This window comes from Pseudomonas sp. LS_2, assembly GCF_042709235.1.
Lineage (GTDB): Bacteria > Pseudomonadota > Gammaproteobacteria > Pseudomonadales > Pseudomonadaceae > Aquipseudomonas.
This window is the reverse complement of sequence record NZ_JAVAYC010000028.1, coordinates 15,110-41,528: the sequence shown is the minus strand read 5'-3', so window position 1 is coordinate 41,528 and position 26,419 is coordinate 15,110. Positions and strand designations below refer to the sequence as shown.

Annotated in this window: 20 protein-coding genes; 6 read left to right on the top strand and 14 right to left on the bottom strand. The window is 66.4% G+C overall.

What is annotated here, in order from left to right:
- The first annotated feature begins 47 nt into the window (after positions 1-47).
- Positions 48-2,003 (top strand): pilus assembly protein TadG-related protein, encoded by a 1,956-nt coding sequence (locus RAC97_RS20465; RefSeq protein ID WP_375101331.1) that lies wholly within the window; start codon positions 48-50, stop codon positions 2,001-2,003.
- On the opposite strand, the gene RAC97_RS20460 is transcribed toward RAC97_RS20465, so the two are convergent.
- The gene (locus RAC97_RS20460; RefSeq protein ID WP_375101332.1) at positions 1,988-4,630 is read right to left on the bottom strand and encodes an ATP-binding protein; all 2,643 of its coding nucleotides are present in this window, start codon (positions 4,628-4,630) and stop codon (positions 1,988-1,990) included. The two genes, RAC97_RS20465 and RAC97_RS20460, sit on opposite strands and share 16 nt — an antisense overlap.
- Positions 4,627-5,067: a TadE/TadG family type IV pilus assembly protein gene (locus RAC97_RS20455; protein WP_375101333.1), complete on the bottom strand. Its 441-nt coding sequence runs from the start codon at positions 5,065-5,067 to the stop codon at positions 4,627-4,629. Before RAC97_RS20455 ends, RAC97_RS20460 begins: the two co-directional genes overlap by 4 nt.
- Positions 5,068-5,144: 77 nt before the next feature.
- Between RAC97_RS20455 and RAC97_RS20450 the strand changes: the two genes are divergently transcribed.
- Together RAC97_RS20450 and RAC97_RS20445 are read left to right on the top strand one after the other, a co-directional pair.
- Entirely contained in the window at positions 5,145-5,615 is a 471-nt protein-coding gene (locus RAC97_RS20450; protein WP_375101334.1) for a prepilin peptidase, read from the top strand.
- Between the two features lie 122 nt (positions 5,616-5,737).
- A complete protein-coding gene (locus tag RAC97_RS20445) occupies positions 5,738-6,514 on the top strand; it encodes a response regulator (protein WP_375101335.1) in 777 nt (258 codons plus the stop codon).
- A gap of 131 nt (positions 6,515-6,645) precedes the next feature.
- Here RAC97_RS20445 and RAC97_RS20440 read toward each other — a convergent pair whose 3' ends face one another.
- The 8 genes from RAC97_RS20440 to cpaB are packed head-to-tail and all read right to left on the bottom strand — an operon-like array spanning position 6,646 to position 14,042.
- Positions 6,646-6,900: a DUF3613 domain-containing protein gene (locus tag RAC97_RS20440; protein WP_375101336.1), complete on the bottom strand. Its 255-nt coding sequence runs from the start codon at positions 6,898-6,900 to the stop codon at positions 6,646-6,648.
- 25 nt (positions 6,901-6,925) lie between these two features.
- A complete protein-coding gene (locus RAC97_RS20435) occupies positions 6,926-7,603 on the bottom strand; it encodes a tetratricopeptide repeat protein (protein ID WP_375101337.1) in 678 nt (225 codons plus the stop codon).
- Between the two features lie 10 nt (positions 7,604-7,613).
- Positions 7,614-8,507 (bottom strand): type II secretion system F family protein, encoded by an 894-nt coding sequence (locus RAC97_RS20430; protein ID WP_375101338.1) that lies wholly within the window; start codon positions 8,505-8,507, stop codon positions 7,614-7,616.
- Positions 8,504-9,385 carry a type II secretion system F family protein gene (locus RAC97_RS20425; RefSeq protein WP_375101339.1) on the bottom strand — a complete coding sequence of 294 codons (882 nt, stop codon included), beginning with the start codon at positions 9,383-9,385 and terminating at the stop codon, positions 8,504-8,506. Before RAC97_RS20425 ends, RAC97_RS20430 begins: the two co-directional genes overlap by 4 nt.
- Positions 9,382-10,638 (bottom strand): CpaF family protein, encoded by a 1,257-nt coding sequence (locus RAC97_RS20420; protein WP_375101340.1) that lies wholly within the window; start codon positions 10,636-10,638, stop codon positions 9,382-9,384. The genes RAC97_RS20425 and RAC97_RS20420 overlap by 4 nt, the downstream gene beginning before the upstream one ends.
- Positions 10,635-11,825, bottom strand: coding sequence for a pilus assembly protein (locus RAC97_RS20415; RefSeq protein ID WP_375101341.1), 1,191 nt, complete (start codon positions 11,823-11,825; stop codon positions 10,635-10,637). Before RAC97_RS20415 ends, RAC97_RS20420 begins: the two co-directional genes overlap by 4 nt.
- Entirely contained in the window at positions 11,822-13,066 is a 1,245-nt protein-coding gene (locus RAC97_RS20410) for a type II and III secretion system protein family protein (RefSeq protein WP_375101361.1), read from the bottom strand. The genes RAC97_RS20415 and RAC97_RS20410 overlap by 4 nt, the downstream gene beginning before the upstream one ends.
- 34 nt (positions 13,067-13,100) lie before the next feature.
- The gene (gene cpaB, locus RAC97_RS20405) at positions 13,101-14,042 is read right to left on the bottom strand and encodes a Flp pilus assembly protein CpaB (protein WP_375101342.1); all 942 of its coding nucleotides are present in this window, start codon (positions 14,040-14,042) and stop codon (positions 13,101-13,103) included.
- 285 nt (positions 14,043-14,327) lie between these two features.
- Between cpaB and RAC97_RS20400 the strand changes: the two genes are divergently transcribed.
- Both RAC97_RS20400 and RAC97_RS20395 read left to right on the top strand, forming a co-directional pair.
- Positions 14,328-14,549: a Flp family type IVb pilin gene (locus RAC97_RS20400; RefSeq protein ID WP_375101343.1), complete on the top strand. Its 222-nt coding sequence runs from the start codon at positions 14,328-14,330 to the stop codon at positions 14,547-14,549.
- Positions 14,550-14,600: 51 nt separating this feature from the next.
- The gene (locus RAC97_RS20395; protein ID WP_375101344.1) at positions 14,601-15,008 is read left to right on the top strand and encodes a response regulator; all 408 of its coding nucleotides are present in this window, start codon (positions 14,601-14,603) and stop codon (positions 15,006-15,008) included.
- 58 nt (positions 15,009-15,066) lie between these two features.
- Here RAC97_RS20395 and RAC97_RS20390 read toward each other — a convergent pair whose 3' ends face one another.
- From RAC97_RS20390 to pbpC, 3 genes are all read right to left on the bottom strand, one after another.
- Positions 15,067-16,740, bottom strand: coding sequence for a ShlB/FhaC/HecB family hemolysin secretion/activation protein (locus RAC97_RS20390; RefSeq protein WP_375101345.1), 1,674 nt, complete (start codon positions 16,738-16,740; stop codon positions 15,067-15,069).
- Positions 16,741-16,835: 95 nt separating this feature from the next.
- Positions 16,836-18,323, bottom strand: a complete 1,488-nt coding sequence (locus RAC97_RS20385) for a collagen-like triple helix repeat-containing protein (protein ID WP_379671505.1) — start codon at positions 18,321-18,323, stop codon at positions 16,836-16,838.
- A 252-nt stretch (positions 18,324-18,575) separates the two neighbouring features.
- On the bottom strand, positions 18,576-20,915 hold the full coding sequence (gene pbpC / locus RAC97_RS20380; RefSeq protein WP_375101348.1) for a peptidoglycan glycosyltransferase PbpC: 2,340 nt from the start codon (positions 20,913-20,915) through the stop codon (positions 18,576-18,578).
- 68 nt (positions 20,916-20,983) lie between these two features.
- On the opposite strand from pbpC, the gene RAC97_RS20375 reads away from it, so the two are divergent.
- Positions 20,984-21,277: a hypothetical protein gene (locus RAC97_RS20375; protein ID WP_375101349.1), complete on the top strand. Its 294-nt coding sequence runs from the start codon at positions 20,984-20,986 to the stop codon at positions 21,275-21,277.
- Positions 21,278-21,314: 37 nt separating this feature from the next.
- Here the strand turns inward: RAC97_RS20375 and RAC97_RS20370 are convergent, their stop codons facing one another.
- A complete protein-coding gene (locus RAC97_RS20370; RefSeq protein WP_375101350.1) occupies positions 21,315-26,213 on the bottom strand; it encodes an alpha-2-macroglobulin in 4,899 nt (1,632 codons plus the stop codon).
- Between the last annotated feature and the right edge of the window lie 206 nt (positions 26,214-26,419).

Below are 26,419 nucleotides of genomic sequence, written 5' to 3'. Positions count from 1 at the left end.
TGCACCGCAGCTGCACTGTGTGGCCAGTGGCCTGCAAAGGAGTGCCCGTGGTTTTCCGTTCCGCTGCGCGCCAAGGTGGCGCGATCGGCTTGATGGCCGCCCTGACCCTCGGCCTGGCATTGGCGTTCATGGTGCTGGTGGTCGACAGCGGACGCCTCTATCTCCAGCAGCACAAGCTGCAACGCATCGCCGACATGGCCGCCCTGGAGACAGCCGGGCTATTCGCCGTGTGCATCGGCAGCGGCCCGCAAGCCACAGCCATCGCCCGCGCGGCGGCCACGCGCAACGGCCATGCGCCCGGCAACCCGCTGGTGGCCAGCTGTGGCTACCTGCAAACCGGTGCCAACAGCCTGCGTACCTTCACCCGCGATGCCACGCGCAACGAGGCGATCAGGGTGCAGGTCGACGAAACCGTCACCACCAGCATTGCGGCAGGGCTCTACACCCTGACCCAAGGTGAAGGCCTGCCGCTGACCACTACCCTGCGCGCCACGGCAGTGGCTTCGGCGCCGATGCCGCCGCAGGCGATGCTGAGCATCCGCAGTACCCTGCTGACCGTCGACTCGCGCCAGTCGGTTTTGCTCAATGCCCTGCTAGGCGCCCTCGGCGGCAACGTGCAACTGGATGTCGCGGGCTGGAACGGCATTGCCGGCACCGATCTCAACCTGCTCAAGTACCTCGACCAGCTTGCCGTGGACCTGAACCTGACGGTCGGCGACTACCAGCAAGTGCTCAACGCCAACGCCACCGCCACGCAATTGCTGCAAGCGGCAGTCAGGGTACTGCAGCAAAGTGGCGCGGCGGTCGATGTGGTGACCAACCTGGGCAATGTCGCGGTGGGCGTTGGCAATGGCACGCTGCTGCACCTGGGCGAAATTCTCGACATCCAGAACGGCACCGTCCAGGCCGGGCTGGATACCAGCATCCAGTTGCTTCAGCTGGTGCAGGGGGTGATCCAGCTGGCAGCCAGCGAGTCGGCCGCCAATGTCGACCTGCCGCTAAGCGTGCTGGGCCTGGTCAATGGCCGGGTACGCCTGAAAGTGATCGAGCCACAGCAGATTTCCGCGGTGGGCGACCCGCGCAGCGATGATCTGCGTGTGCACACCGCACAGGTGCGGGCGATGATCTCCCTTGACCTGCCGCTGCTCACTACGGTCTTCGGGCTGGCGAACGCCGTGCTGGATCTCGTCTCGCCACTGACCAACGTGGTCAACAACCTGCTCAGCCTGAACCTGGTCTCCACCGTTCAATCGGTGCTGTGCTTGATCGGCATTCCCTGCAATGTCAGCGACATCAAGCTGGTGCCTGAACCACTGCACGTGGATATCGGCCTGGAAGTTGCCGAGGGCACGGCCCGCCTCCCGCCCAGCCCGCCGGACAACTACAGCTGCTCGCCGAAAAGCCTGACCACCCTCACCCAAAGCGCCGGGGCGAAGATCGCCGTGGGGCGCTTCGAGTCGCCGGAGGCGTTCTTCGGCCAGGGCACCACGGCGATCAAGGCATTGCCCCTGATCGATATCGGCACCAAGGTCTGCACACGCTTTCTGATCCTGCCTGCCACCTGCCAGCCCCGCGTGCCCTTCGCGGGCGGCGGCATCGGCCTGCGGGTGGACAGCAAGGTACTCGGTAGCGGCCCGCTGGAGCACGCGCTGGTGTTCAGTGGCAATGCCCAACCGCCCAATATAGGCCAACCCGCCGCTTTCCTGCCTATGCGCAGCGCCAACGACAATGTCGTCGGCAGCCTCAGCGACACCTTGCTGGGTATTCACCTGGAGGCCTACAGGCCCACCGGCAACAGTGGCCTGGGCGAGGTGCTGGTGATTCTCGGCGGCGTGCTCGATGGCGTGAAGGCCATCCTCGAGCCGCTGATCAGGAACCTGCTCAGCCCGCTGCTCGATCCCCTGGTGAACGTGCTGCTGGAAGTGCTGGGCATCGACCTGGTCAACGCCCAGGTCGGCGCCAACCTCAGCTGCGCCAACGGCCGCGCTCAACTGGTGCTGTAGACCGGCAAGGTCACTGTGAAACAGGCGCCGCCGCCATGGTTCTCGGCCACCAGACGCCCGCCCATGGCCTCGACGATGCCATGGCTGACCGACAACCCCAGCCCCGTGCCGACACCTGCCGGCTTGGTGGTGAAGAACGGCTCGAAGATCCGCTCCAGCAACCGCGGGTCGATACCGCCACCATTGTCCTCGACCAGCAGGCACACCTGGCCGTGCTCGACCTGCTGGCGCACGGCGATCCAGGCTTCGCCTCGCGCTTGCCCGAGCAGGGCATCGCGGGCATTGACGACGAGGTTGATCAGCACCTGTTCCAGCTGGTCCTGATGGCCCAGCACTAACGCCGTCTCCTGCGGCGCCTCGAGACGCAGCATCACGCCCTTGCTGCGCAGACCTTCGTCGAGCAGTGCCACCGCCCCTTCCACCGCCCCCCAGGCAGCGAAAGGCTGGCGCTCCACCTCGGAGCGACGACCGAACACCCGCATGTGCTCGACCAGCCGTGCCGCACGCTCTACTTGCGCCTCGATGCGGTGCAGCTTGTCGTTCAGGTAGTCCGCGTCCGCCGCGCCGTTCTCCAGGCGCTTGAGGGTGTTGGCCACGGCCATGCGCATCACGTTGAGCGGCTGATTGATTTCGTGCACCAGGCCCGTCGCCAGCTCGCCCAGGATCGCCATCTTCGCGCCCTGCAACAACTGCCGCTGGCTGCGCCGCACTTCGGTGTTGTCGCGGCCCACCGCCTGGATCTCCAGCAGGCGGCCGTCGCCATCGAACAGGCCACGGTCGGCCCATACCCACCAAGCGTGTTCACGACCTGGCAACTCCAGGCAGATCTCCGCACTGCTCAGCGGGTGCTCCGGCGTCAACGTGGCCAGACGCTGGAGGAAGGCCTCGCGCTGGCTGTCCGACATCCATTGGCCGAGGTTCACACCGGCCAACTGTTCAGGCTCGCACTCCAGGTGATCGGCCAAGGGTCGATTGCCGAAGACCAGGCTCAGGTCCGGGCGGTAGCGGCAGATCATCGCTGGCGAGTCCTCCACCAGCACGCGGTAGCGCTCCTCGCTTTGCCGCACCCGCTCGGCGGCCTCGGTCGCTTCGCTCACATCCAGCCACAGCCCGACCACTTCCACCGGCTGGCCAAGGTCATTGCGCAGCAGGCGCGCCTCGTCCAGCACCCAGTGGTAGCCGCCGCGCTGGTCACGCAGGCGGTAGCGGCAACGCACCTGGCCGTCGCGCAGCAGGCTGCGGGTTCGCGCCAGCCACAGCGGGCGGTCGTCCGGGTGCACGGCGAGCCCCGGCTGGCGCGCCAGTTCGCTGTCGGCGGGCCAGCCCAGAAGCGGCATCAGGCTGGCGCTGAAGAATTCACTGTGCAGCGCGCCTTCGGCATAGCGCTGGATGTAGATCACCGCCGGCGAGCTGGCGATCAGGTTTTCCAGGCGCGCGCGGGCGGCGCCGGCTTGCAGCTCCTGGGCCTTGAGCGCGCTGATGTCGAGCAGGAAGCCACGTAGATGAAGACCTTGCAACTGGCCCACCCAATGCAGCCAACGCGGAGCATCCAGGCTGTCGTCCTGCAACAGCCGCAGGCTCAGGCTCAGGCCCTGGCCTTCGCGGGCCTGCTCCAAGGCCATCTGGGCATTTTCCCGGTCGGCCGGGTGCAGGCGTTCCAGCCACTGCTCGGTGCTTGGCTGGCATGGCAGGCCAAGGTTGGCGGCGAGGGTCGGGTCCAGGTGCAACGGGCCGTGCAGCGGCCACTCCCACCAACCGGCACCGAGCTGGCGTTGCAATTCATCGAGGTGACGGGCCTGGTGCAGCCATTGGCGCTGTCGATGGCGGGCCAGCAAGGGCTCGACCAGGGCGTGCAGCAACGGCTGCGCCTCTTCGGCGGCGGGCAGCGTGTTGCCGCCTGCGCACAACAACCATGCCTGAACGGCCTGCCCTTGCAGGTAAGGCACCAGGAACAGCGACATGCCGCACAGAGCAAGCAGCTCCGGGACCTCGCGTCCGTCGACCAGCCCCTTCGTCGGCAGCGATGCCAGGCATGGCTGCATACGCGCGTCATCCGCCCAGGGCCACTGGTCGTCGCTGCTGGCCAGGCTGCGCCAACCCGATGCTTCATGCAGCAGCAGGCGTACCGCCTGCACTCGCCAATGCTCGGCCAGACGCCGCAGCTGCTCGCCGACCGCCTCGCACAAGCGGTCTTCACCGCAGTCGCGCAGCGCCTGGCCCATTTGCCTGGCCAATAGTTGCTCGGCTTGCAACTGGCCGCCTTGCTGGCCAGCGCGCAGCAGGTCGCCGATGTCGAACAGCTGCAACAACCAGCCTTCGGCATGGCGCAGCAGCCAACCCCGAGTGTTCAAGGCATGACCCAGGACCGTGCGGAAATCCAGGTCCAACGGCTGCCCCTGCCAATCGCCCGGCTCGCCTTCAAGTACCAGCCAGCTGTGCGGCTCCAGGTAGTCGTGCACCCGCGCTTCACGCTTCGTGGGCAACGCCAGCAGGGTGCGCAGCGGGCCCGACAGGCGCAACACCCGGGCCTGCTCGTCGAGCCACAGCTGCAAGCCGACTGCCTGGGGCATGCCCGGCTCGTGCGTGGCCAGCTGGCCGCCGCGCCAGCGATCGAACAGGCCACTCACAGTTGCAGGCTCGCTTCTGCGCGCAGGCGTTCAGGCAGGCGCGGCACGTTGCCGACCACGGGCAGCACCAGCACCGGCAGGACATTGGTCAATTTGCTGCTGGGGTAGTCGATGGCCACGGTGAGCAACTTGCCGTTGAGGGTGACCTGGGTGTCGCTGATGGGCTGGAAGTCCAGTGCCCCGGGCATCCACGAAAGCTGCTGGCGCACCACTTCGCGGGCTAGGTTCTGTACGTCGCTGGCGTAGCTGGCGCTGCTCGGGTCCAGCGCCACGCAGCGGCGCACCGCCTCGCTGCTGGCCTGGTTGAACGATTGCAGCATGAGCATCGGCAAGGCGTGGCTGACCAGCCCATAGAAAACCGCGAAGAACACGATGAACACCGCGACGAACTCAATGGCTGCCGCACCTTTTTGCCGTCTTGCCGCGCTTGCTTGCATGATCGCGTCTACCCTGACGTTGAAACCCCTGCTAGACAGCATAGAAGCCTTCAACGAATAGGGATGGCGAATTGCCAATGCAAAGCATTGTTCTCCTGCTGTGGCTTGCCTTGTGCACCCAACAAGATGTCCGTGAACGTCAGATCTCCAACACCCTCACCCTGGGCGTCGCCGCCTGTGCCCTGGCCTGGCTGTTCGCTACCGGTCGCAGTTGGGTCGGCGCCGATGCCAGCGACGCCGGCTGGGCCCTGGCCATCGTCATGCTGCTCACCCTGCCCGGCTACATGCTGGGGCGCTTCGGCGCCGCGGACGTGAAGCTGATGGGCGCCCTGGCCTTGGCTACCAGCCACGAGTACGTGCTCGGCACCTTCATCGGCGCCGGCGTGACAGTGCTGGTCTGGATTCTCGGCCGACGCCGCCTGTGGACCCTGCTCAACCCCAAGGTGAAGAAGCGCCTGCAAAGCCTGGCCGAGGAAATGGGCGACAAGCAGCCCTTCGCTCCCTACGTGCTAACGGGCTTTCTTTTGACCTGCGTATGGATCCACTGACCTCTCCGGTGGTCGAATGGAGTTGTACGAAACTTGTACATAATTGCAAAGTGCAACTACTTTTGAATAGCCAGCAGGGTATTTGGCTACGGAGCAGGACCGTTTCGAACAGGGAGTTGAACGTGAACAAGTCTGCGCATGAAGTGAAGGTGCTGGTCGTCGATGACCAGCCGTTGATCGTCGAGGAGCTCTGCGAGTTTCTGGAAAGCCAGGGGTACCACTGCGTACCCGCCCATTCGACGAACGAGGCCATCGAGCGTTTCAAGGCCGACGAGGCAGTGGGCCTTGTACTGTGCGACCTGCACATGCCCGGACGCGACGGCATTGAGCTGGTGCGTGCACTCAAAGGCCTCGCTGGCCAGCAGCGCCTGTTCGAGGCGATCATGCTGACCGGCCGTGCCGATAAGCAGGACGTGATCCGCGCCCTGCGCGAGGGCTTCGCCGACTACTACCAGAAGCCCATGGACCTGCCCGAGCTGCTCGAAGGTGTGCAACGCCAGGAAGACGCCCTGCTGGAGCGCCAGCGCAACTTCCGCGAGCTGGGCAGCCTGAACCAGCGCTTGCAGGAGCTGGCAGAATCCATCGACGATCTCTACCACGACCTGGAAAAAGCGCGGGGCCAGGGCGTACATCGGCGTGCCGGCGACACTGACGAGGCGGAGGCCGAGCTACCTGCGGTGTTCGAGAAGCTATCGCCTCGGCAACTGGAAGTGGCGAAGCTGGTGAGCAAGGGCAAGACCAACTACCAGATCGCCTGCGAGCTGGGCATCACCGAGAACACCGTGAAACTGTACGTTTCCCAGGTGTTGCGCCTGACCCACATGCACAACCGCACCCAGCTGGCGCTGGCGCTGACGCCGCGTGCTTCGCCGGTGCCACAGCGCTTTACCACGCATTGAGTAGTGATTGACACCGGCTCTGCCGGTGTTCGCGGGCAAGCCCGCTTCTACAGGATTCATGCTGTCCCTTTAGAAGCGCGCTTGTTCGCCAACAGGCCGGCGCTGACACAACACACACCGCAGCGCAAACCTCACTCCCCCGACGACTTCATTTTGCTCCAGCTAAACACCTCTGGGATCGGGTGCTTGTAGCTGTCCAGCCAGCGCTGCATCGACTGGTCGCGTTCGCGCGCGGTCTGCACCTGCGGCTGCACCGAGGCCTGCGTGCCACTGGACTGCACCCGTAGCAAGGCCTCGGTCGCGGTTTCCGATGGCGGACGGCGCGCAGGCTCCTCGGCCTGGACGGTAAGCGGCAGGAGCATCGCCAACAATATGTATCGAATCATCTGCTTCTCCTTTCTCTGCGATGCGTCAACCCATCGGCAGCGCGCTACGCCCGGTCGCCTTCAACTGCTGGGCACGCGCCTGGGCCTCGGCGAACTGCGCGGGCTTCAAGCGCAGTCGGGCCACCAGGTCCGAGGCTTGCTGCCAGTTGTCCTGCAACAACGACAAGGTCACCAGATTCACCGCCGGCAACGGGTCGTCGTCCTTGAGCTCCAGGGCGGTAAGAAACTCGAAACGCGCTTTGTCGTGCTGGCCCAGGCTCATCAGCACCACGCCCAGGTCGTTACGGATCTTCTCGTCGGTGGGCGCCAGGCGCACGGCACGCTGCAAATTGCGTAGCGCCTGGACGTCGTCGCCACGGGCCGAGGCGAGCTGGCCAAGGCCGTGCTCGGCCTCGGCGGCCAGGCAACCGCCAAGCAGGCTGCGGTACAGCGGCTCGGCCTCTGCAAGACCCAGCAAGCGCGACACCTTGGCCTTGCGCAGGCGCACCTGGTCGAGGCTTTCCGGAAGTTTCTCCAGGTGCGCCAGGCTGGCGTGCGGTCGCCCTTCGTTGAGCATCTCGTCGGCCATGCTCAGCGCCAGTTGCTGGTCGGCGTCCGGCTTGCCGCAAACGCCACCGCCCAGCCACTGGGCCAGGCCTTCCTGCTGCTGCCCCGCGCACCCGGCCAGCAGCAACAGGCTGGTGACTACCAGGAATCCCTTCATCCCTTCCCCCCTATGACCCCAAGGCCCGCGCCAACGCAGAAAAACCCGGCCCTGCCAAGACGATGAGCAACGCCGGGAACAGAAACACCATCATCACCGCCGACATCTTTGCCGACATCTTCGACACCCGCTCCTGTAGCCGGGTCAGGCGACGGTCGTCGAGCAGCGCTTTGAGCGCTTGCAACGACTTCATCGCGCCACTGCCCTGCACCAGCAACTGCTGAAGAATTACGCAGGTGTCGATGAATTCGTCCACCGCCAGCAGGCGTGCGGTCTTCTCCAGCTCCGGGCCCAGCGACAACCCCGAGTCGACGCGCTGCAACACCTGGCGAACTTCCTCGCTGATTTCCGGTACCAGGGTGCGGCCCTCCTGGCTCAGCACACGCAGGGCCTGCTCCACCGCCAGGCCCGTCTCGAACAGCAGGCGCAGCAAGGGGATCACCAGGCACACCTCCTGGGCGATGCGCTGCTGGCGCCGCGCGGCGGCGGCGGCCAACAAACGCTTGGGCAACAGGTAGCCAACCCCTGCCGCGCACAGCGGCAGCACCAGCCAGTGCACGGGCCCCGGCGCGACCACCCCGTGTTGCACCAGCAAGGTCAGGCCCACCGCCAGCAACGGCAGGCCCAACTGCAGGGCCGCGAACAAGGCCCGCTGGCGGCTACGGCGCCAGCCGAGCTGGTCGAGCAGGCCCTGGGTTTCGCCATCCAGGCGTTGCAGACGCCGCCCCAGCGGGCTGCTGCCCAGCCACTGCAACCAATCGCCCAGGCGCTCCTCGCGGGCCATGCGCCCCTGCAAGCGCCGCGCGACCCGGCGTCGGCCACGCCACTGCCGGGTCGCCTGCGAAGCCAGCAGGGCGCCGCCCGCGAACAGGCACAGCGCGCTCACCACCAGAGCGGTGTTCACAGGCTCCTCATCATGCGCCACAGCACCAGGCAACCTAGGGCCTGCAAAGCGAACGCAAGCAGCAGCATCAGTTGTCCATGGCTGTCGCGCCACATGCCCAGCAGGTAGGTTGGGTTGGCCAACAGGAAATACCCGATCATCCCAAGGGGCAAGGCCGCCAGCACCCAGGCGGTCACCCGTGTTTCACCGGTCATTGCCTTGAGCTGGCGTCGGCCTTGTTCACGTTCGCGAATCAGCTTGATCAGGTTGTCCAGCAGCTCGCTGGCATTGCCGCCATAGCGCTGGTTGATGCGCAGGGCCAGGGCGAACAGGTGCAACTCGTCCAGGTCATACAGCTCGGCCAGCTCCTTGACCGCATCGTCCAGCGCCACGCCCAGCTGCACATTGCGCCGCACCCGGCCCATGGCCGAGCGCAGGGGTTCACGCGCACCGTCGATGCCGCCAAGCACCGCATCGCCCAAGGTGCGCCCGGCCTTGAGACTGCGCACGCTGTAATCCAGCAGACTCGGCAGTTGTTCCACCAACTGGCGCGCGCGACGCCGACACCGCCAGCTCAAGCCCAGGTAGGCCAGCAGCGGCAGGCCGACCAGCGCCATGCCCGCCGCAGCCCAGCCTGCCAACACGCCCGCCAGCAGTACCAGGCCCAGCCAGGCCAGCAGCCAATTGCGTGGCCGCACCTCCCAATGCGCCAGGCCCGCACGCATCAACAGCGGGTCCAGCCAGTCGCGCCGCGCGTTGCCGCTGCGTACGGCGCGATAGGCACGGCCCAGGCGCAGCAGGATGCGCTCCTCGCCGCGCTTGTGCAGCCCCAGGCGGAACAACAGCAGCGCCGCGCCCAGGCACAAGGGCGACAGGGCCAGCAGCAGCGGCCCGATCACAGCACGCCCTCGTGGCGCAGCTTCACCCCGGCCGGGTTCGGCGCCTCGCGCAGGAAGCCCTCGTCCGTGCGCCGGTCGAGGCGGAACAAGGTGTTGGTGACATACACATCGTCGCGCACACCGACCACCTCCAGCACCTCGGCGACACAGCGTCGGCCATCGGCCAGGCGGGTGAGCTGGATGACCACGTCGAGAGCCGCACAAATCATTTGCCGCAGGGTCTTTTCGGCGACCTGGCGTCCAGTGAGCCCCACCAGGGTTTCCAGGCGCAGCAGCGCATCCTGGGCGGTGTTGGCGTGCACGGTGCTCATCGAGCCGTCGTGACCGGTGTTCATCGCCGTGAGCACATCGATCACCTCGGCGCCGCGAATCTCGCCCAGCAGGATACGGTCCGGGCGCATGCGCAAGGCGTTGCGGATCAGCTCGCTGGCCTTGATCTCGCCGTGGCCCTCGGCATTCGGCGGGCGGGTTTCCAGGCGCACCACGTGGGGATGGTGCAGTTGCAGTTCGGCAACATCCTCGATGGTCACCAGACGCTCCTGCGGGGCGATCATCTGGCTGAGGATGTTCAACAGCGTGGTCTTGCCGGTGCCGGTGCCGCCGCTGACCAGGATGTTGCAGCGCCTGCCTACGGCGCGCTCGAAGAAGTCGAAGATGTGCTGGTCGATGGCCCGGGTGGCGAGCAGGTCGGCGCCCTTGAGCATGTCCTGGCGAAACTTGCGGATCGACAGGCACGGGCCGTCCAGCGCCACCGGCGGGATGATCGCATTGACCCGGCTGCCATCAGGCATGCGCGCATCGACCATCGGTGACGACTCGTCCAGGCGTCGCCCCAGCGGCGCGAGGATGCGTTGCATCACCCGCTCGACATGGTGGGCGTCGATAAAGCGCAGGTCGGTCTGCTGCAACAGCCCTGCACGCTCGACGAACACCCGGTGCGGTCCGTTGACCAGGATCTCGGTGACGCTGGCATCGCGCAGCAGCACCTCCAGCGGGCCGAAGCCGGTCAGCTCGTCGACCAGTTCCTCGGCCAGGCGCTCCATCTCGTAGCGCGACAGTGCCAGGCGCAGGCGCGCCACGTAGTCGCCGACCTGCTCCAGGACGAACTGCGCCAGCGCCGGGCGCGCGCCTTCCAGCAAGTTGCGCCCGCTGTCCTCGATGGCATCGATGACGAAGCGGTGCAGTGCACGCTTCAAGGCCTGCGGGTCGGCACCGGCGTGGCGCTGGCCGCCGAACAGTTCGTCGCCGCTCATTTGCTGCCCCATAGCCGACGCAACCAGGGGAAGCTCGGCGTCGCCAGGTTTTCCGAGCGCCGCGCCAGGCGCTCGCCAAGGCCGCGCAGGGCTTGGGTCAGGCCTTCGCGCGGGGCCAGCTCGAACAGCGTCAGGCCCTGGTTCTTGGCGTTGAGCCGCACTTCGGGGCTGTAGGGCATGACCTTGAGCAGCGGCAGCGCGTAGCGCTTGGCCAGGGCCTCGGCATCCGGCGCCACATGGCGCAGGAAGCGATCCACCAAAAGGCTTGCGTGCTCCAGCTTGATGCCGCGGTCGCGCCACAGTTCCAGCACCTCGAGGTTGCGGCGGCAGTCGAGGATGTTCTGGTCGGTGTAGATGATCAGCTTGTCGCAATGGCTGATGACCGTGCGCAGCGCCTCGCTGTCGGGATGCCCGGTGAGGTTCACCACGATGTGCTGGAAATGCTGGCGCAGGGCGCTGAGCAGCATGTACAGCTCGGCGGCGCTGGTCTGCCCGAGCGGCTCGTCGCTGTCGGCGTAGGCGAGGATGCGCAGGCCGCCGTTGTCACGGGTGAAGGCGCTGTCGATCAGGGTGGTGTCGAGGCGGCGCAGGTGGCGCAGGGCATCGCCGAAGTAGAACGAGGCCTCCAGCCCAAGCAGCGCGAGGCTGTCGCCGCGGGGCAGGCCAAGGTCCAGCAGCAGGGTCTGCTGCCCGCTCTCCTGCACCACCCGCGCCAGGTGGCTGGTCAACAGCGCGCCGTCGGCGCTGCGCTGGGCGCCATAGAGCACGGTCAGGCCGCCGAGGCTCGGGCTGTTGGTGACTGTCGGCAGGCGCTTGCCGAGCCGCCGTACCAGCCCGGCCACCTCACTGGCCCGCGAGCCATAGGCGACGAAGTCGCGGGCGCCGGCGCGCATGGCGTGCAGCACCAGCTGGTTGTCCATGCCATCGCCAAGGGCAACGATCGCCAGCATCGGCTTGGCCTCCAGCACGCCCTCGATCAACGCGCACTGCTGCACCAACTGTTCGCGGTCCAGGCCGATGAACACCAGGTTGCTGAAGGTCACATCGACCAGCGCCAGCAGCTCGTCGAGGGTGTTGGCGTTGGCGCCGATCACCTGGCCCAGCGGCGTCAGCGCGCCTTGCAACCAGTGCAGGTCATCCTCGTTGCGGGTGATCGCCAGGTAGGTGTGGTTCAGGCTGTCGTTCATCGTGATAACCCGCTGCGGCGGTCAAAGTTGCCGTTTTCCAGGAAAAACAGGCGGCCCCAGCTGGGGTCGTAGGTGCGCAGGCCCTCGCCGGGCAGCTCGGGCAGGCGGGCGTTGGCGGCCAACGGCTGGACCAGGTGCGGGGTGACGATCATCAGCAGTTCGGTTTCTTCGCGGTTCACCGTGGACTGCCGGAAGAACGCACCGATCACCGGCAGGTTGCCAAGGCCCGGGAACTTGTCGACGCCCGAACGAGTGTTGCTGCTGATCAGGCCGCTGATGATGAAGCTCTCGCCATCGGCCAGGGAAATGCTGGTATCGGTTCTGCGTACGTTCAACGCCGGTACGGCAGTGCCGGCAATCACCACCTGCCGGGAGTAATCCAGCTCGCTGACTTCCGGTGCCACCTTCAGGGTGATGCGGTCGCGACTGATGACAGTCGGCGTCAACGCGAGGCGTACGCCGAACTCCTTGTACTCGATCGACACGTTGTCGCTGCCGGAACTGGGCACCGGGATGGGAATTTCCCCGCCAGCCAGGAAGCTGGCGGTCAGCCCGCTTAGAACGGTCAGGCTCGGACGCGCCAGGGTGTAGGCGAAGCCGCTGCTTTCCAGGGCGTTGATCGCTGCCAGGAAGCGACTGCTGCCACCGCCCCAGACGATATTGAACACGCCATCGTTGAGTGGCATCTCTGGCCGCGTGCCAGATACGCCGCCAGGCGTAATGGTAGTATCCGGCACCGTGCCGGGTGAGCCGATCAGGCTATTGTTCGAACCACTAAAGAACAACCGCGCCCCCGCCTCCTTGTACTTGCTGCGCCGCACTTCGACGAAGCGGATGTCCGCCTGTACCTGAATCGGCAACCCGGCATCCTGGCTGGGCAGCAAGGCATCCTCGGCCATGTCGGCACTGGCCCGGCCCTTGACGAACAGCATGGCCCGATGCGGCGAAGGCGAGCAGGCGGTCCACAGCATCAGCGTGGTATTCCCTGGCCCCACGGCGGTGAGCAGCACGGCGCGCTCGCCACTGGCCTGCACGTCGGCCACCCTTGGCTCGCCCACCGCCACCCGGCTGATCGCCAGGGGCAGGCGCAGCTCCTGTTGCAGGCCTTGGTCCATCTCGACCACTGAGGGCAGTTGGGCGAACGCATCGCAGCCCTTTGCCGCGGCCAATGCCTGGGGCGCCCAAGCGGCGAGGCAGTACACGCAGCACGACAATGTGAGTGGACCCAGGGGGCTACGCATCACGAAACGACGCATCGCGGCATCCTTGCTTGGTTCAGGGGGTCGGGTTCGCCTCGGCGCCCTGGGCGCCACGAATGATCTGCATGCCCGCGGCGCTGGCACTCGGCGCGGCCTTGGCCAGCGGCACCTGGGACAGTTGGCTGAAGCGGTAGAGGTCGCGATTGGCAGTGTCCACCTGCTGCTTGCCCTGGGGCTCGGCCCAGTAGCGCGCCAGCAGGTGTTCATCGGCGCTGCGCACGGCCAGGCGCAAGGTGCCGGCCTGGGCCGCGAGCATCAGGCGGCTGGCCAGCGCCTCAGGGACGGCCAGGGCCACGGTGCGGGTGCCACCGCCCAACCCCGAGGCATCGCGGCGCGCGGCCTGCTCCTCGGCGGTCTGTGCCGGACGGCCATCGTTGCCAAGGCCCGTCTGCTCGCCGACGCTCAGCACCCGCAGTGCAGGCAGCACGACTTGCGCGGAGGCCTGCGGGTTGTGGTTGTCCTCACGCAGGAACAGCAGCACGTCGACGTAATCGCCGGGGCGCAGTTGCCAGGCCGCGCCGACCACTTCGTCCACGCCCACCACCACGGCCCGCTCGTTCGTGCGAATCATCCGCGCCAGCGGCCCGCCCGCCAGGAAACTCGACTCGTCCAGCCAGCTACCTGCCGCCAATGGCCTGGCGCTACTGCGGCCAACGACCTGGTCGATACGCTGGAAGGCACCTGCAGGCAGCACTTGCAGGTGCTCCACCAGCAGGTCATCCGCACTCAGCGGGGTATTGGCGGGCACGGCCTTGCGCAGCACCACGATGGGCGAACCTCGCGGTTCGGCTGGCTGCGGGGGAGCGGGCATTTGCGCCACCGCCGGTTGTTCGGCGCTGGCCACGGGCGGCGCGACAGGCGCCACGGGCGGGCGGCTGAGGACCAGGCCCCAGTATCCGGCAAGCAACGCGGCGAACAGGAACAGGGCAGCCAGAACCATGGTCAAGCGACTGCTCATACCTGCCCTCCCTGCATCGGCGCCAGTGATGTCAAAAAGTAACTATTTCGCTATTGGACGGTAGCCTAGACCGTCTGTTTCGCCATGAGCGTGGGCGGATTTTTTCCGCTCGCCAAATTGACGCACAAGAAAAACAAAGGCTTAGCCAAGCGTTTGAAAACCAATACTTTTGGACTAGCTCCTTTTTACATTTGCAGGGCCGTGAGGCTTGGCGATGCTGTGATGTCAAAGGGGTGTCATTTTGCTGCGCCCCGCCACCGCGCCCCTTGGGCAAGGAGCTGTGCCATGTTGCGAAGAATCCTCTCCCATTGCCGAACCTTCATCCGCCGCAAGGACGGCGCTTCAGGTATCGAGTACGCGATCATCGCGGCGATGGTCGCCGTGGCACTGGCTGCGTTCGTCACCCCGATATCCACCCAAGTCACCGCCACCATGAACACCATCAAGACGGCGATCACGCCACCGAGCAGTGGCTCGGGTGGTTCTGGTGGCGGCTCAGGCGGCTAGCGCCTATCGTTGTGCTCGTCCGCCGCCGATCACAAGGACAGGAGCCCTCCCATGCCGACCTCTTCCCAGCGCCAACAGATCCTACTGGTAGACGACGAGGAAGAGGCCCTGCTGGAACTGGCCGAGCTGCTGGAAAACGAGGGCTTCAATTGCCATACCGCCACTTCGGTGAGCGTGGCCCTGCAACACCTCACCCGCCACCCTGACATCGCCCTGGTCATCACCGACCTGCGCATGCCCGAGGAAAGCGGTATCAGCCTGATCCAGCGCCTGCGTGACCACACTGCCCGCCAGCACCTGCCGGTGATCGTGATGTCCGGCCACGCCGACATGGACGATGTCAGCGACCTGCTGCGCCTGCAGGTGCTCGACCTGTTCCGCAAGCCGATCTTCCACGCCCGCTTGCTCGAGACGCTGGACAACCTGTTTCCCAAGCCGTTGCTGAGCGTGGTGAAGTAGCCCGCGCCTGAAATCGACACTGCCCGCTCCTCCTGAAGGGTCGGCATCGCACTTTCAGTCAATCCAGCTGATAACTGAAACTTACGGTAAACCGCGGCCGCCGGTTCAGGCTGTCAAGGGCGATGTCCGACATCGGCTTGGCCACTTCCAGCGCGACGTTGTAGTGGCGCAGGTCACCGAAGCGCATACCCACGGCTGCCGACGACAGTTTCGCCTTCTGCACCTCCAGCTCGTTGAACCAGGCCCGCGCGGCATCGAACACCGCGTAGGGTTGCAGCACTTTCAGCCAGGCCCCCTCGCGCCGGAAGCTGTAGTTCAGCTCGTAGGCCAGCCCCCACCCCTTGTCGCCGGAGGCCTGGTCGCTGGGGTAGCCGCGGCCGAAGTTCTGCCCGCCGAACACCGCGCGCTCGCTGTCGGGCAAACTGTCCTTGCTCCAGTAGGCGACAGCCGAAGCCACGCCCTGCCAGCGTTCAAGGAAGTTGTCGCTCTGCATCCCGGACACCCGCACGCGCAGGAAATCCAGGTCGTAGCCGGCATCGGTGCGCGCGCCAAAGTGGTCCAGCCCCTGGTATACGCCGGCGCTGAGGATACGCAGGCGCTGCGCCTGGGCCTTGCGCCAGTCGCCCTCGAACGAGAGGGCGCGCAGGTTGGTCTCGCTGCCCAGTTCCAGCGGCTGGCCAACCACTCGGTAGTCGATCTGGTCGTTCACCGCATAGAAGCGCCCGACCACATCCAGCCATTCGCCGGGGGATGCGATCAGTGACTGGCTGAGGCCGATCGAGTAGCGCTCGTTCTCGCGATGCTGGCGCAAGTCGATACCGTTGCCCAGGCGGATCCGCGCCCTGGGGTCGCTGCGGTAGCGCGACGCCGACAGCAGCAACTGGCTGCCTTCATCGTCGACGAACTGGCTATAGTCGAGCCGGTAGTAATGCTCCTTGTCATCGCCCGGTGGCACTAGCACGGCGGCGCTCAACTGCTCGGCGAAGCGGGTCTGGGCGTTGCTGGTCACGCTCAGCAGCGCTTGCAGGTCCTCGCGGCTGCCATCGTTCAGGTTCATCGCGCTGGTGAAGGGTTTGCGCGCGGCCTGGGCGATCAACCGCGTGCCGCCGTCGGTGGTGCCGGGGGGCGGGACCTGGGCCTGGAATGTGACACCAGGTAGGCGGCTGGCCAGGCTGGTGTAGCGCTCGAAGGTCTTGCGGGTAAGCGGGCGCTCGGCCTTGAGCTTGACCATCAGGCGGTCAAGATAGGCACCGGCTGCGCCGAGGTCGCCGTCGACCTGGTAATCGCGGATATAGCCCTCCACCAACACCACCCGGACACGGCCGCCGGCGAAGTCCTGGGGCGGGAGGTAGGCGTAGGACAGCAGGTAGCCATCTTGCTGGTAGCGCTGGGTCAGGCGGCGCGTGACCTCGATCAGCTCGCTCAGGCTCACCTTGCGCTTGAGCAGGGGGCGGTAATGTTCGCGCAGTTCCGCCAGCGGGTATACGGTGCCGCCCTCGAAGCGCACCTTGTCGACCTGCACTTCGGTGCTCATCAGCAACGGCTGTTGCTGCGGGCTCGCGGGTGGCGGCACTTGCAAGCCAGGCGCGGGCGGTCGATAGGCTTCCACCGGCAGGTTCGGTGTGGGCAGGCGGCGTTCGGTTTCGTTGCTGTTGAGAAAACTCGGCAGGGGTTCGGCACGGGCCACGCAGACCCCGGACAGCGCCAGCATCGTCACGACCAAAGCACGCATTCGGACACTCCATGATCCGGTGGATGGCAACAAGCCGTGTCCGTTGCAGGACACGGCTTGCTACAAGCGTAGGTGCTGGCAAAGCGCCCGTCGACTCAACGCTGCCCGCCGAGCGCCCCCGCCAGGCCACCCAGTGCGCCGCCCAAGCCACCAGGTTGCGAGCCGCCGCCATTGACCAGGCCGCCGACCTGGCCGACCGTGCTGCCGGTCGCCGCAACCGTGGTGCCCAACTGGCTGACGACTGGGCTGGCCGAGGCGTTGTTCAACTGCGAACCGACGTTGCTCACCGCGCCACCCACCTGGTTCAACAACCCGGCCACGGGTGCGCCAAGCCCGGTTGCGCCACCTACCTGCTGGGTGAGGCTGGCCACACCGCTCACCACGGGGTTGACCCCAACGCCCACCTGCTGGGTCAGCGCCGCCACGGGAGCACCGGCGGCCGTATTGGTAACGCCATTTCCACCCACGACCGTGCCGAGGCTGGCGACGGTATTGCCCAGTTGCCCCACGGTGCCACCCACCGAGGCAATGGTCAGGTTGCTGGAGCCCGCACCGAGCCCGCTACCGGCACCGGCGACCACGCCGCCGACGGTTTCCAGCAGGCCGGTACGCGCTCCACCGGTGGTCGGCGCCAAGCCGCTGCTGGTGCTCACGGCGCCGCCCAGCGTGCTGACCGTGCGGCCGATGGTGGTGGCAAGTGGGTTGCCGTCGCCCGTGCCAGCCACTTGCTGGCCGGCTTGGTCCAGGGCGCCGCCGACCTGGTTGAGGGTTTGGTTCAGCGGCCCGGCCAGGCCAGTCTGGCGTGTGGCATTGGCGGCGGTGTTTTCCACCAATGAAACCACCGGCACCAATGCATCGCTCACGCCTTGGGTGGCGCCAGCCAGAGGGCCGCTGGTGCCGATCGGGGTGAGCGTGTCGCCAAGCATGGTCACGGCTTGGCCGACCCTGTCGACGCCTTGCCCGGCACCGGCGACCACCTGGTTGACGATCGGCACCTGCTCGACCAGCGAACTACCTGCCAGCCCTTCCAAGCCCTGGCCAAGCCCGGAAACACCGGTGCCAAGGTCGGAGGTTGCCGCACCGACCACCCCTACCGTGGTGCCTACGGCGTTGTTGCCGGTACCGAGCTGCCCGAGACCTTCACTAAGGCCGCTGCCGACCGAATTCACAGCATTGCCGGTGGACGACACCAGCGAGCCGACACCGCCGGTCAGCGATGTGTCCCCGGCGATGGGCATTGAGCCAACCATCTGGCCGAGGTCGACGAGCCCGTCGCCAAGGCCAGTGACGGTATTGCCTACCTGGTCCACGACCTGGCCGGTCACCAGCGGGCTTGCGGTGCCGCCGCCAGTATCGCCGCCACCCGTACCTCCACCGCCAGTACCGCCACCCCCCGTACCTCCGCCGGTACCGCCTCCACCTGCGCCGCCACCATCAGTACCGCCCCCTGCTGCCGCTGAATCGCCGGATGAGCCATCAACCCCGCTGTGGCTGCCGCCACCTCCGCTGCTGCACCCTGCAAGCCCCAGCGCCATGGCCAATGCCAGGGCGGTACCAGTCCTCATCCACGCTTGACTGTTCATGTGGTGACTCCTGCCGCTGTCTGTTGTTGTGCGATATCTGTTGGCAGGTATCGCTAGCCTTCTGACATCAGTGAAGCCGCGGAAGGGCAGGCAGCTAGATCGTAACTTGGTATTAGTTCTGCTGGGAGGGACGTACCACTGGGTTAAAAGTCCTTTTAATTCAGTACGTTAGGAGGACTCGGCAATTAACACTACCGACGGGTTAGTGCCATCTGACTAGTCTTTCGCAATGGAACGGCCTCCCAGGAGACGTCACTCACTCACCTCGAATACCACCCGAGCGGTCTGGCCACTGTCGTCCAGTGCACTGAGCTCGACCTGCCCTGCTCGCTCCAAGCGCACCTGCAGGCTGTCCTGCCCCTGGGTTTCACCCAATGGCTGGCCGTTGAGGAACCACCAGCGCCGTCCATTACCACCAAGGGCAGATACCCTTACCTGCAGTTGCTCGCTGCTGGTGGCCGGGCGGCGCAGGTTGTCACCGGGGCGCACCCCTACGATCGACAATGGCGGGGCGTTGGTCGGCACCTGCGGCGGGCAGTGTGGGTCAGCCGCCGGCACGCGTGCAGTACGACGCTCTACCCTCGGCAACCAGGGCTCCAGCGGCGCAGGCCATAGCGCCACTTCGCGCGCCTGCGCACCTGCGCAGGTGGTATCCACTCGCAGCCCCTTTGCATTGACCCATAGGGTTTCGCGCAGCCCCAGGCCCAAGGGTTGGTCGGCAGCCTGCAAGGTCGGTGGCGTGGTGCCGTCCAGCGTCCAGGCGAAGCGCTGGCGTCGACACGATGGGTTCTGGCGACTCAGCGGCTGGCCTAGCGGCCAGCAGATCGCCGCCACGCCCACACTGGAGGGCACTGGCTCCACCGGCGCAGCGATACCGCGCTGGCTGTCACGGTTGCTCAGCAGGTCATGCACCTGGAGCATCAGCGGCGCGGCGGAAGCCAAACCGAACTGGCCGGGCACCGGGGTGCCGTCCGGGCGGCCGATCCACACGCCCACCAGGTAGCGCGGGCCGACACCAATCGACCAGGCATCGCGAAAGCCATAGCTGGTACCCGTCTTCCAGGCCAGTTGCGGGCGCTGTACCCACTCGGCGCGGGGGTCGCGGTCGGGGCGGGCCTGGCCACTGAGGATGCGCCGGGTGATCCAAGCCGCGCCTGGGGACAACAAGCGTTGCTCCAGCAGCGGGTCCTGGGGTTGCAGGCGAATGCGTGCGCTATGGCCTTCACGGGCCAGGGCCGCGTAGCCGCCGACCAGGTCCTCCAGGCGACTGCCCGCGCCGCCGAGAATCAGCGACAGGTTCGGCTCGGCCAGCGGCGGCAGCACCAGCGGCACGCCGGCCATGCGCAACTGTGCGGCGAAGCGTTTCGGCCCATAGGCTTCGAGCAACTGCACTGCCGGTAGATTGAGCGACAGCGCCAGCGCGGAACTGGCCGATACCGGACCGCTGAAGCCCATGGAGAAGTTGCCGGGGCGATAGTCGCCATAGCGGCGGGGCACATCCTGCAACAGCGACTCGGAATGGATCAGGCCATCGTCCATGGCCATGCCATAGAGGAACGGCTTGAGGGTCGAGCCAGGCGAGCGCAAGGCATGCACCATGTCGACATGGCCGAAGCGCCGCGCATCGTTCATGTCGATGGAACCGAGGTAGGCGCGCACGGCCATGGTCTTCGACTCGACCACCAGAAGCGCTCCCGAAGTACGCTCGGGCAGGCGCGCACGCCAGCCCAGCAACAGGTCTTCGAGGCGTCGTTGCAGCGCAGCATCCAGGGTGGTGTGGATCAGCGCCGGGCTGCCTGGCGTGTTCAGGCGCCGAGCCAGCAGCGGCGCCAGGGCGGGCTCCTGACGAGGGGCGAGCAAGAGTGGCTCTTCGCGAGCCTCGTCGATACGTTGCTGCGGCCACACCTGGTATTCGGCAAGGCGTTGCAACACCTTGTCGCGGGCCCGCTGCGCACGTTCGGGGTGGCGATCGGGGCGCAAACGGCTAGGTGCCTGGGGCAGCACGGCAAGCAACGCAGCCTCCGCGGGCGTGAGGTGCTTCGGTGACTTGCCCAGGTACGCCCAGCTGGCGGCGGCCACGCCTTGCAGGGTGCCGCCGAAAGGCGCTCGGTCGAGGTACAGCTGGAGGATTTCAGCCTTGGACAGGTGCCACTCCAGCTGCGCGGTGCGCCACAACTGGCGCAGCTTGCCGGCCAGGGTCCGGTCATGGGGGTCGAGCAGGCGTGCCACCTGCATGGACAACGTGCTGCCGCCGGACACCACGCGCCCGCTGCTCAGGTTCAGCCAGGCCGCACGCGCCATTGCCAGCGGGTTGGCCCCAAGGTGGTGGTAGAACCAACGGTCCTCGTAGGTCAGCAACGCCTCCAGGTACAGCGGCGACACTTCAGCGGCGCTGACCGGGTAGCGCCACACGCCTTCGGCATCGGCGAAGCGCCACAGCGGCGTGCCGTCCTCGGCCAGCACTACCCGCGCCTGGTCGGCGGCCGGCATCGGCAGCGGCCAGAGACGGTCGGCCAGCCACAGCAAGGCCATGAGCGAAAAAAGGCTAGCGACGAGCCCGCGCAGTGCGCGAGTGAGAACTACGCTTGGCATCGGGAACCGACCTGGCCAGGTGATGGCCAAAGCCTTGGAACCACCGATTCGTTCATCAGGAAGCGACTATGCATGTAGAAGGTTTTTTCGAGTGGCTGGGCCAGGCACTGGGGTCGATTATCCGCTTCATCGTCGATGGCCTGAGCGGGTTGTTCAACCTGCTGGCCAATGCCGGGGGTAATTTCATCGATGGCCTGGCGCGTACCCTGGGCATGGACACCTCGCTGGTGAGCATACTGGCGCTGATCGTCGGGCTGTTGCTGTTGTATTCGGCGGTACGCGCGTTCATGCGGGCTTCGATCGTGCTGGGGATCATCTGGGCGTTGTTGGGGTTGTGGGTGTTGAGCTGGGTGGTGCGTTAAGAGGCGGGGCCGCTGTGCGGCCCCAGCGTCAGGGCAGCTAGCGTGCCTTGACCAGCATCTCGCCCTGGCTCTCCCCCACCGCCTGCAGGTTCGGCCGGTACATCGACTCGACCTGCGGCGGTGGAATGCGATAGCTGCCCGGCGTTACCGCGCGAGCCAGGTACAGCAGGTGGGTGGTGCCGTAGCTGTCGAGCTTGAGCGCCGCCACGTAGCGGTCGTCGCGGTATTCCTGGTGCACCACGCTGGCGTTCTGCATCGACTCGCGCCATTGCTTCACCGCGCCGCTGGCGTTGTCCAGGCTGGCGGCGCTTTGCGCGAGGTTCTGGTTCTCGAGTTCCAGGCCTGCGGGCAGCAGGTCGACCACCAGGGCATCAGGCACCTGGCTCTGAGCCTTGAGTGCCAGGTGCACCAGCACCAAGTCGCCGCTGCGCAGGTTGCGCAGGTCCAGCGGCTGGCCGTTCACGCCCAGGTACTCGCGGCGGATTTCCAGGCCGTTGCTGCTGACGGCAGGCGCCTGGCGTGGGTAGCCGGACAAGGTCAGTTGCTGGTAAAGGGTCGCGCTGCCCTGGTTCTGGATGCTCAGCGGAGAGACCAGCAGCGGGCCTTCGAGCTTCATGCCCGACTCGGCATTGCTGAATTCACGCATTTCCCCGGCGCTGTCCAGGCGCGCCTGCCAACTGCCCTCAGGCTTGCCGAGCAAGCCGCGACCGGCGAGGAACAGGGCGTTGCGTTCCTGGGTGGAAAGCCAGCGGTTGGCCGCCAGCTCATCGGACAACGCGAACAGCCGCTGGTCGACCTGCTCGGCGGCCAGGTTGTTCTCTTGCAGCAAGGCGAGGATCAGCGCCTGGTCGCGCACGGCGCTGCCGTAGTCGGCCAGCCAGCCCTTGCCGCGACCGGCCGCCAGGCCCGCTTGCAGGGCCTGCTGGGCGCGAGGCTGGTCGCCCATCTTGTGCAGTGCCACCGCCAGTTGCACCAGCGGCAGGCCGGAACGCGCATCGCTGCGGCGCTCGAACAGGCCACGCAGCGCGCCCAGCGGCGCCTGCTGGCTGCGCGCCAACACCTGTGCGGCGTAGGCCTGCACGGCGAAGCGGGTGTGCTCGACGTCTTCGCTGTAGTCGACTTCGATCAGGTTGCGCTCCTGCACGTAACGCAGCAGACGCTCGTTGGCCCTCTTCAGCGCCTCGGCGGGCACGCCATAGCCTTGTTCGCGAGCACGCAGCAGGAAATCGGTGACATAGGCCGTCAGCCAGTATTCCTCTTCACTGTCGGCGTTCCACAGGCCGAAGCTGCCGTTGTAGCGCTGCATGCCCAGCAGATGCTCGATGCCCATCTCGATCTTGCGCTTGCGCACATCGCCCGGCTCGCCCTTGATGCCCAAGCGCTCGAGGCTATCGGCGTCGGCGTAGAGCGAGGGGTACAGGCCGCTGGCGGTCTGTTCCAGACAACCGTAGGGGTAGGCTTCCAGAGCGCGGATCTGCTCGGCGAGGTTAAGGGGTGGGCGACTGGAAAGCGCCAGAGTTGCCTCCAGGCCTGCGGGTTCGAATTCGGCCAGGTCGCTTTCCGGCAAGGACCAGGCCTGGTCCTTGAGGGCCACGCGATAGTGCTTGAGCATGGCCGGGTAGGCTGGGCGCACGCCCAGCGTCCATTCGCGCTCGAAGGCCATGGCAGGCTCACCCGGCAATTGCAGGCCGCTGACCTCCACTCGCACCTTGCCTTGGCCCAGGCCGCCCTGGGCCTGCACTGGAATCATCAGGGTAGTGCGTTGCCCCTCGGCCAGGGCGATGGTCTGCCGGGCCGCGCCAGTCAGGCCGAGCTGGCCCTCGGCGTGAAGTTGCACGTCCAGTTGCTGGGCGCGGCCGGACAGGTTGGCCAGGTCCAGGGCCAGGCGGGTCTGGTCGCCACCTGCCAGGAAGCGCGGTGCCGACAGCTCGGCGATCAGCGGCGCGGCCACCACCGTCTTGCCTTCGGCAACACCGAAGTGCTCGTCGGTCCACGCCTGGGCCATCAGCCGCAGTTCGCCGTTGAAGTCGGGAATATCCACGCTGGCCTGGCCCTGACCATTAGCGTCAAGGGTCACCGGCAGGCTCTGCTGGGCGACGATGGTGACGGTGGTATTGGGGCGCTTGCCGCCCTTGGCCATCGCCGCATCGCCACCGAACGCCAGGCTGGCCAGGCGGCCCTGGCCGGCTTCGATCAGTTGCCCGTAGATGTCCAGTTGGTCGGCGCCATAGGCCTTGCGGCCGAACAGGCCGGTGAAGGGGTCGGGGGTCTTGAAGTCGGTGATGTTGAGAATGCCCACGTCCACCGCCGACAACAGCACATGCACTTGCTTCGGCACGCTGCCATCGGCATTGACGGCCTTGAACTTCACCGTCAGGGGTTGCTTGGGGCGCATCTTCTGTGGGGCATCCAGGGTTAGCGCGAGTTTGCGCCCGGCGCGGTCCAGCGGTAGGTGCAGCACCCCCACGGCACGCTTGGGCGTGGCGTTGACCTTGCGCTCACCCGGGCGGACCACCAAGGCGCTGAGGTACAGGTCATGGCGCGCCCATTGTTTGTCGAGCTGCACGTCGAAGGTCTTGCCCTCGGCGGGCACGTCGATTTCCTGCCACCACAACGGGCCGTCGCTGGACTCGATCATCAGGTAGCCGCTGCCGGCGGCAGGCGGGGTGACAGTCACCCTGGCGGTACCGCCATCGGCGTAGGACGGTTTGTCCAGCGCCAGTTTGACCTGGTCGGGGCGCACGGCGCCGCCCTCTGCGTTGTCCTGGGCACGGTAGCCGGCCCAGAAGCGCTCGCTGGACACCAGGCCCGTCTCGGGGTCTTCCACCTCGACCCGGTACGGTCCCCATTCCACCGGGAAGGTCAGCTTGGCCGTGCCGCCTGCCTTGACCTGCACGGTCTCCTCGGCCTGGGTCAGGAATTTCTCGTTGTAGTTGTAGCTCCAGCCATCGCTCTGCGAATAGTTCCAGTAGTAGTCGCGGCGCTCGCGCACCAGACGCACCTTGAGGCCGTCGGCGGCGAGCTTGTTGCCCTCGCGGTCGGCCACCAGCACTTCGAATTCCACCGGGGCGTCGCTGTCGGTTTCCTCGCCGTCGAACAACCCGCGCAGGCCAGGCAGGCGCTCGGCGGGCCAGATGGGTTGCTCCAGGCGGCGAGTGATCGGACGGCCACCGGACTCCTGCAGGCTGGCCTGCACGGTCAATTGCAGGGGCGAGCGGGCCTCGGCCCAACGGCTCTCGATTTCCAGCGTGGCCTTGCCTGCCTGGTCGAGGGTGACTTCGTCCAGCTCCAGGTCCTGGCTCAGCTCGTTCTCGGTGACAGAGCCGAACCGGTAACCCGGCAACTTCGCCACCGCCTCGCGCAGCGGCCTCACATAGGCTTGTCCGCTCAGGCGATTGCCCGCTGCCGGAGCGCCGTAGAGGTAGCGGCCATCGACCTTGACCTGTGCGGTCTGCTCCGGGCTCAGCGGCGTCGGGCTGCCCTTGAGTTCCAGGGCCAGGCGTTCGGGCAGGAAATCTTCGACGAGGAACTCGTGCACCTGCTTGCGTCCACCGCCCAGGTCGAGCAGCAATTGCCAGCGCCCGGTCGGCGCCTCGGTGGCCAGCTGCAGCGGGTATTGGAACAGGCCATTGGCGTCGGCCTCCCAGATGAACTTGCGACTCACCTGCTCATCGGGGCGGCGCACTTCCACTGTGACCGGCTGCGGTTTGACCGGCTTGCCGTCCTGGTCGCGCAGCAGGCCGTTGAGCAGCACCGTTTCGCCAGGGCGGTACAGGTCACGCGGGCCGAACACGAAGAATTGCAGCGGGTTTGCCTGGGGGCCGGTGATGTCGAACTCGGCCAGGTCCAGGGCAGCGGTGTTCAGGCGCAGCAAGGTGGTGTGCACGCCTTGGGTGGCGATCAGGGTGTCTGCCTTGGCGGTGATCGGCAGTTGCGCGTGGCCCTTGCCGTCGGTCTTGGCCTGGGCAAGTAGCTTGCCTTTGTCATCGTGCAGTTCGAGGCTGACATCGGCCAACGCCTTGCCGCCTTCCAGGGCCTGGGCGAACACATCCAGGCGGTCGCGGTAGCGGTGTGCGGACAGGCCGATGTCGCTGAGGGTGAACAGGGTCGCGGGCTGGGAATAGTCATAGGTGCCCGAGGCGCGCATCACCGCCAGGTACACGCCCGGCTCCTGTAGCGGCTTGATCCCGGAGATGGGCAGCAACAGGGTTTCGCGGGTGTTACGCGCGGGGTCGAGGTCGAAGCGGCCGCTGTAGACCAACTCGGCCATGTCCAGGGTTTCCTTGGACTGGTAGTAGTACAGGCTGCTGTTGCGGCCCCAGTTGACCAGGAAGCTGGAGAGCATGTCCGGCTTGATCCGGAAGAATTCCACATCGACCTTGGCGACGTTCAAGGCGATCACCGGCAGCCCTTCGGCCAGGCGCGTGGGCAGCAACGAGCCGCGGCTGGCGAAGCCGACAGTGGGCTGCATGTCACGGGTTTCCAGGCGGCTGACCGACGCTGCGGCGAGCGTCTGGCCGTTGACCGCCAGCAGGCCTCGGTCGACGGTCAGCACCAGCTTGCGCTGCGGCTCGAGATGGCGCAGACGTAGCTCCATCTGGTTGTCCGAGAGCTCCCAGGCACCCTCGAGCTTACCGTTGACCGTGTCGACCAGGTGCACCTTGCTGGCGAAGTCCTGGTTGGCGTCCAACGGCACCGAGAAACTCACCGACAGGGTGCTGGCGCCGTCGAGCTGCACTTCCGAGACATCCAGCACGGCCAATTCGCGGCCTTCGTAGCGCTTGGCCAATACCGCCGGGTCTTCACGCTTGGGGGCCTGGGTCTGGGCAACGGCAGCAGGTTTTTCCGCCGGGGCGGGGGCACCGTTCTTTGACGAGGAATCACAGGCACTGAGCAACGCCAGCGCGCAGGCCAGCAACAATCCTTTGTTGAACATGGGAGGGAAAACTCTTCGGCGGCTGGGTGGTGAAGGGGGAAATATAGCCCATGGGCCAGCAGCGCATGTGGCTAGGCGCGCCAGGTGAGACGAGGTTCGCGCAGATAAGTTGCATGACGGGTAGAATTCCTGGCCCTGGATTTCTAGCGCCAGTACCGACCTTTTCGCGGGCAAGCCCGCCACAGGGTCACCGTACCTGTAGGAGC

Excerpts from the sequence above, each read along its gene's own strand:
- RAC97_RS20375 (WP_375101349.1), top strand. The coding sequence starts at position 20,984 with ATGCATGTAGAAGGTTTTTTCGAGTGGCTGGGCCAGGCACTGGGGTCG.
- RAC97_RS20370 (WP_375101350.1), bottom strand. The coding sequence starts at position 26,213 with ATGTTCAACAAAGGATTGTTGCTGGCCTGCGCGCTGGCGTTGCTCAGT.
- RAC97_RS20385 (WP_379671505.1), bottom strand. The coding sequence starts at position 18,323 with ATGAACAGTCAAGCGTGGATGAGGACTGGTACCGCCCTGGCATTGGCC.
- RAC97_RS20400 (WP_375101343.1), top strand. The coding sequence starts at position 14,328 with ATGTTGCGAAGAATCCTCTCCCATTGCCGAACCTTCATCCGCCGCAAG.
- cpaB (WP_375101342.1), bottom strand. The coding sequence starts at position 14,042 with ATGAGCAGTCGCTTGACCATGGTTCTGGCTGCCCTGTTCCTGTTCGCC.
- RAC97_RS20420 (WP_375101340.1), bottom strand. The coding sequence starts at position 10,638 with ATGAGCGGCGACGAACTGTTCGGCGGCCAGCGCCACGCCGGTGCCGAC.
- RAC97_RS20410 (WP_375101361.1), bottom strand. The coding sequence starts at position 13,066 with ATGCGTAGCCCCCTGGGTCCACTCACATTGTCGTGCTGCGTGTACTGC.
- RAC97_RS20395 (WP_375101344.1), top strand. The coding sequence starts at position 14,601 with ATGCCGACCTCTTCCCAGCGCCAACAGATCCTACTGGTAGACGACGAG.
- RAC97_RS20390 (WP_375101345.1), bottom strand. The coding sequence starts at position 16,740 with ATGCGTGCTTTGGTCGTGACGATGCTGGCGCTGTCCGGGGTCTGCGTG.
- RAC97_RS20450 (WP_375101334.1), top strand. The coding sequence starts at position 5,145 with ATGCAAAGCATTGTTCTCCTGCTGTGGCTTGCCTTGTGCACCCAACAA.
- RAC97_RS20415 (WP_375101341.1), bottom strand. The coding sequence starts at position 11,825 with ATGAACGACAGCCTGAACCACACCTACCTGGCGATCACCCGCAACGAG.
- RAC97_RS20435 (WP_375101337.1), bottom strand. The coding sequence starts at position 7,603 with ATGAAGGGATTCCTGGTAGTCACCAGCCTGTTGCTGCTGGCCGGGTGC.
- pbpC (WP_375101348.1), bottom strand. The coding sequence starts at position 20,915 with ATGCCAAGCGTAGTTCTCACTCGCGCACTGCGCGGGCTCGTCGCTAGC.
- RAC97_RS20440 (WP_375101336.1), bottom strand. The coding sequence starts at position 6,900 with ATGATTCGATACATATTGTTGGCGATGCTCCTGCCGCTTACCGTCCAG.
- RAC97_RS20455 (WP_375101333.1), bottom strand. The coding sequence starts at position 5,067 with ATGCAAGCAAGCGCGGCAAGACGGCAAAAAGGTGCGGCAGCCATTGAG.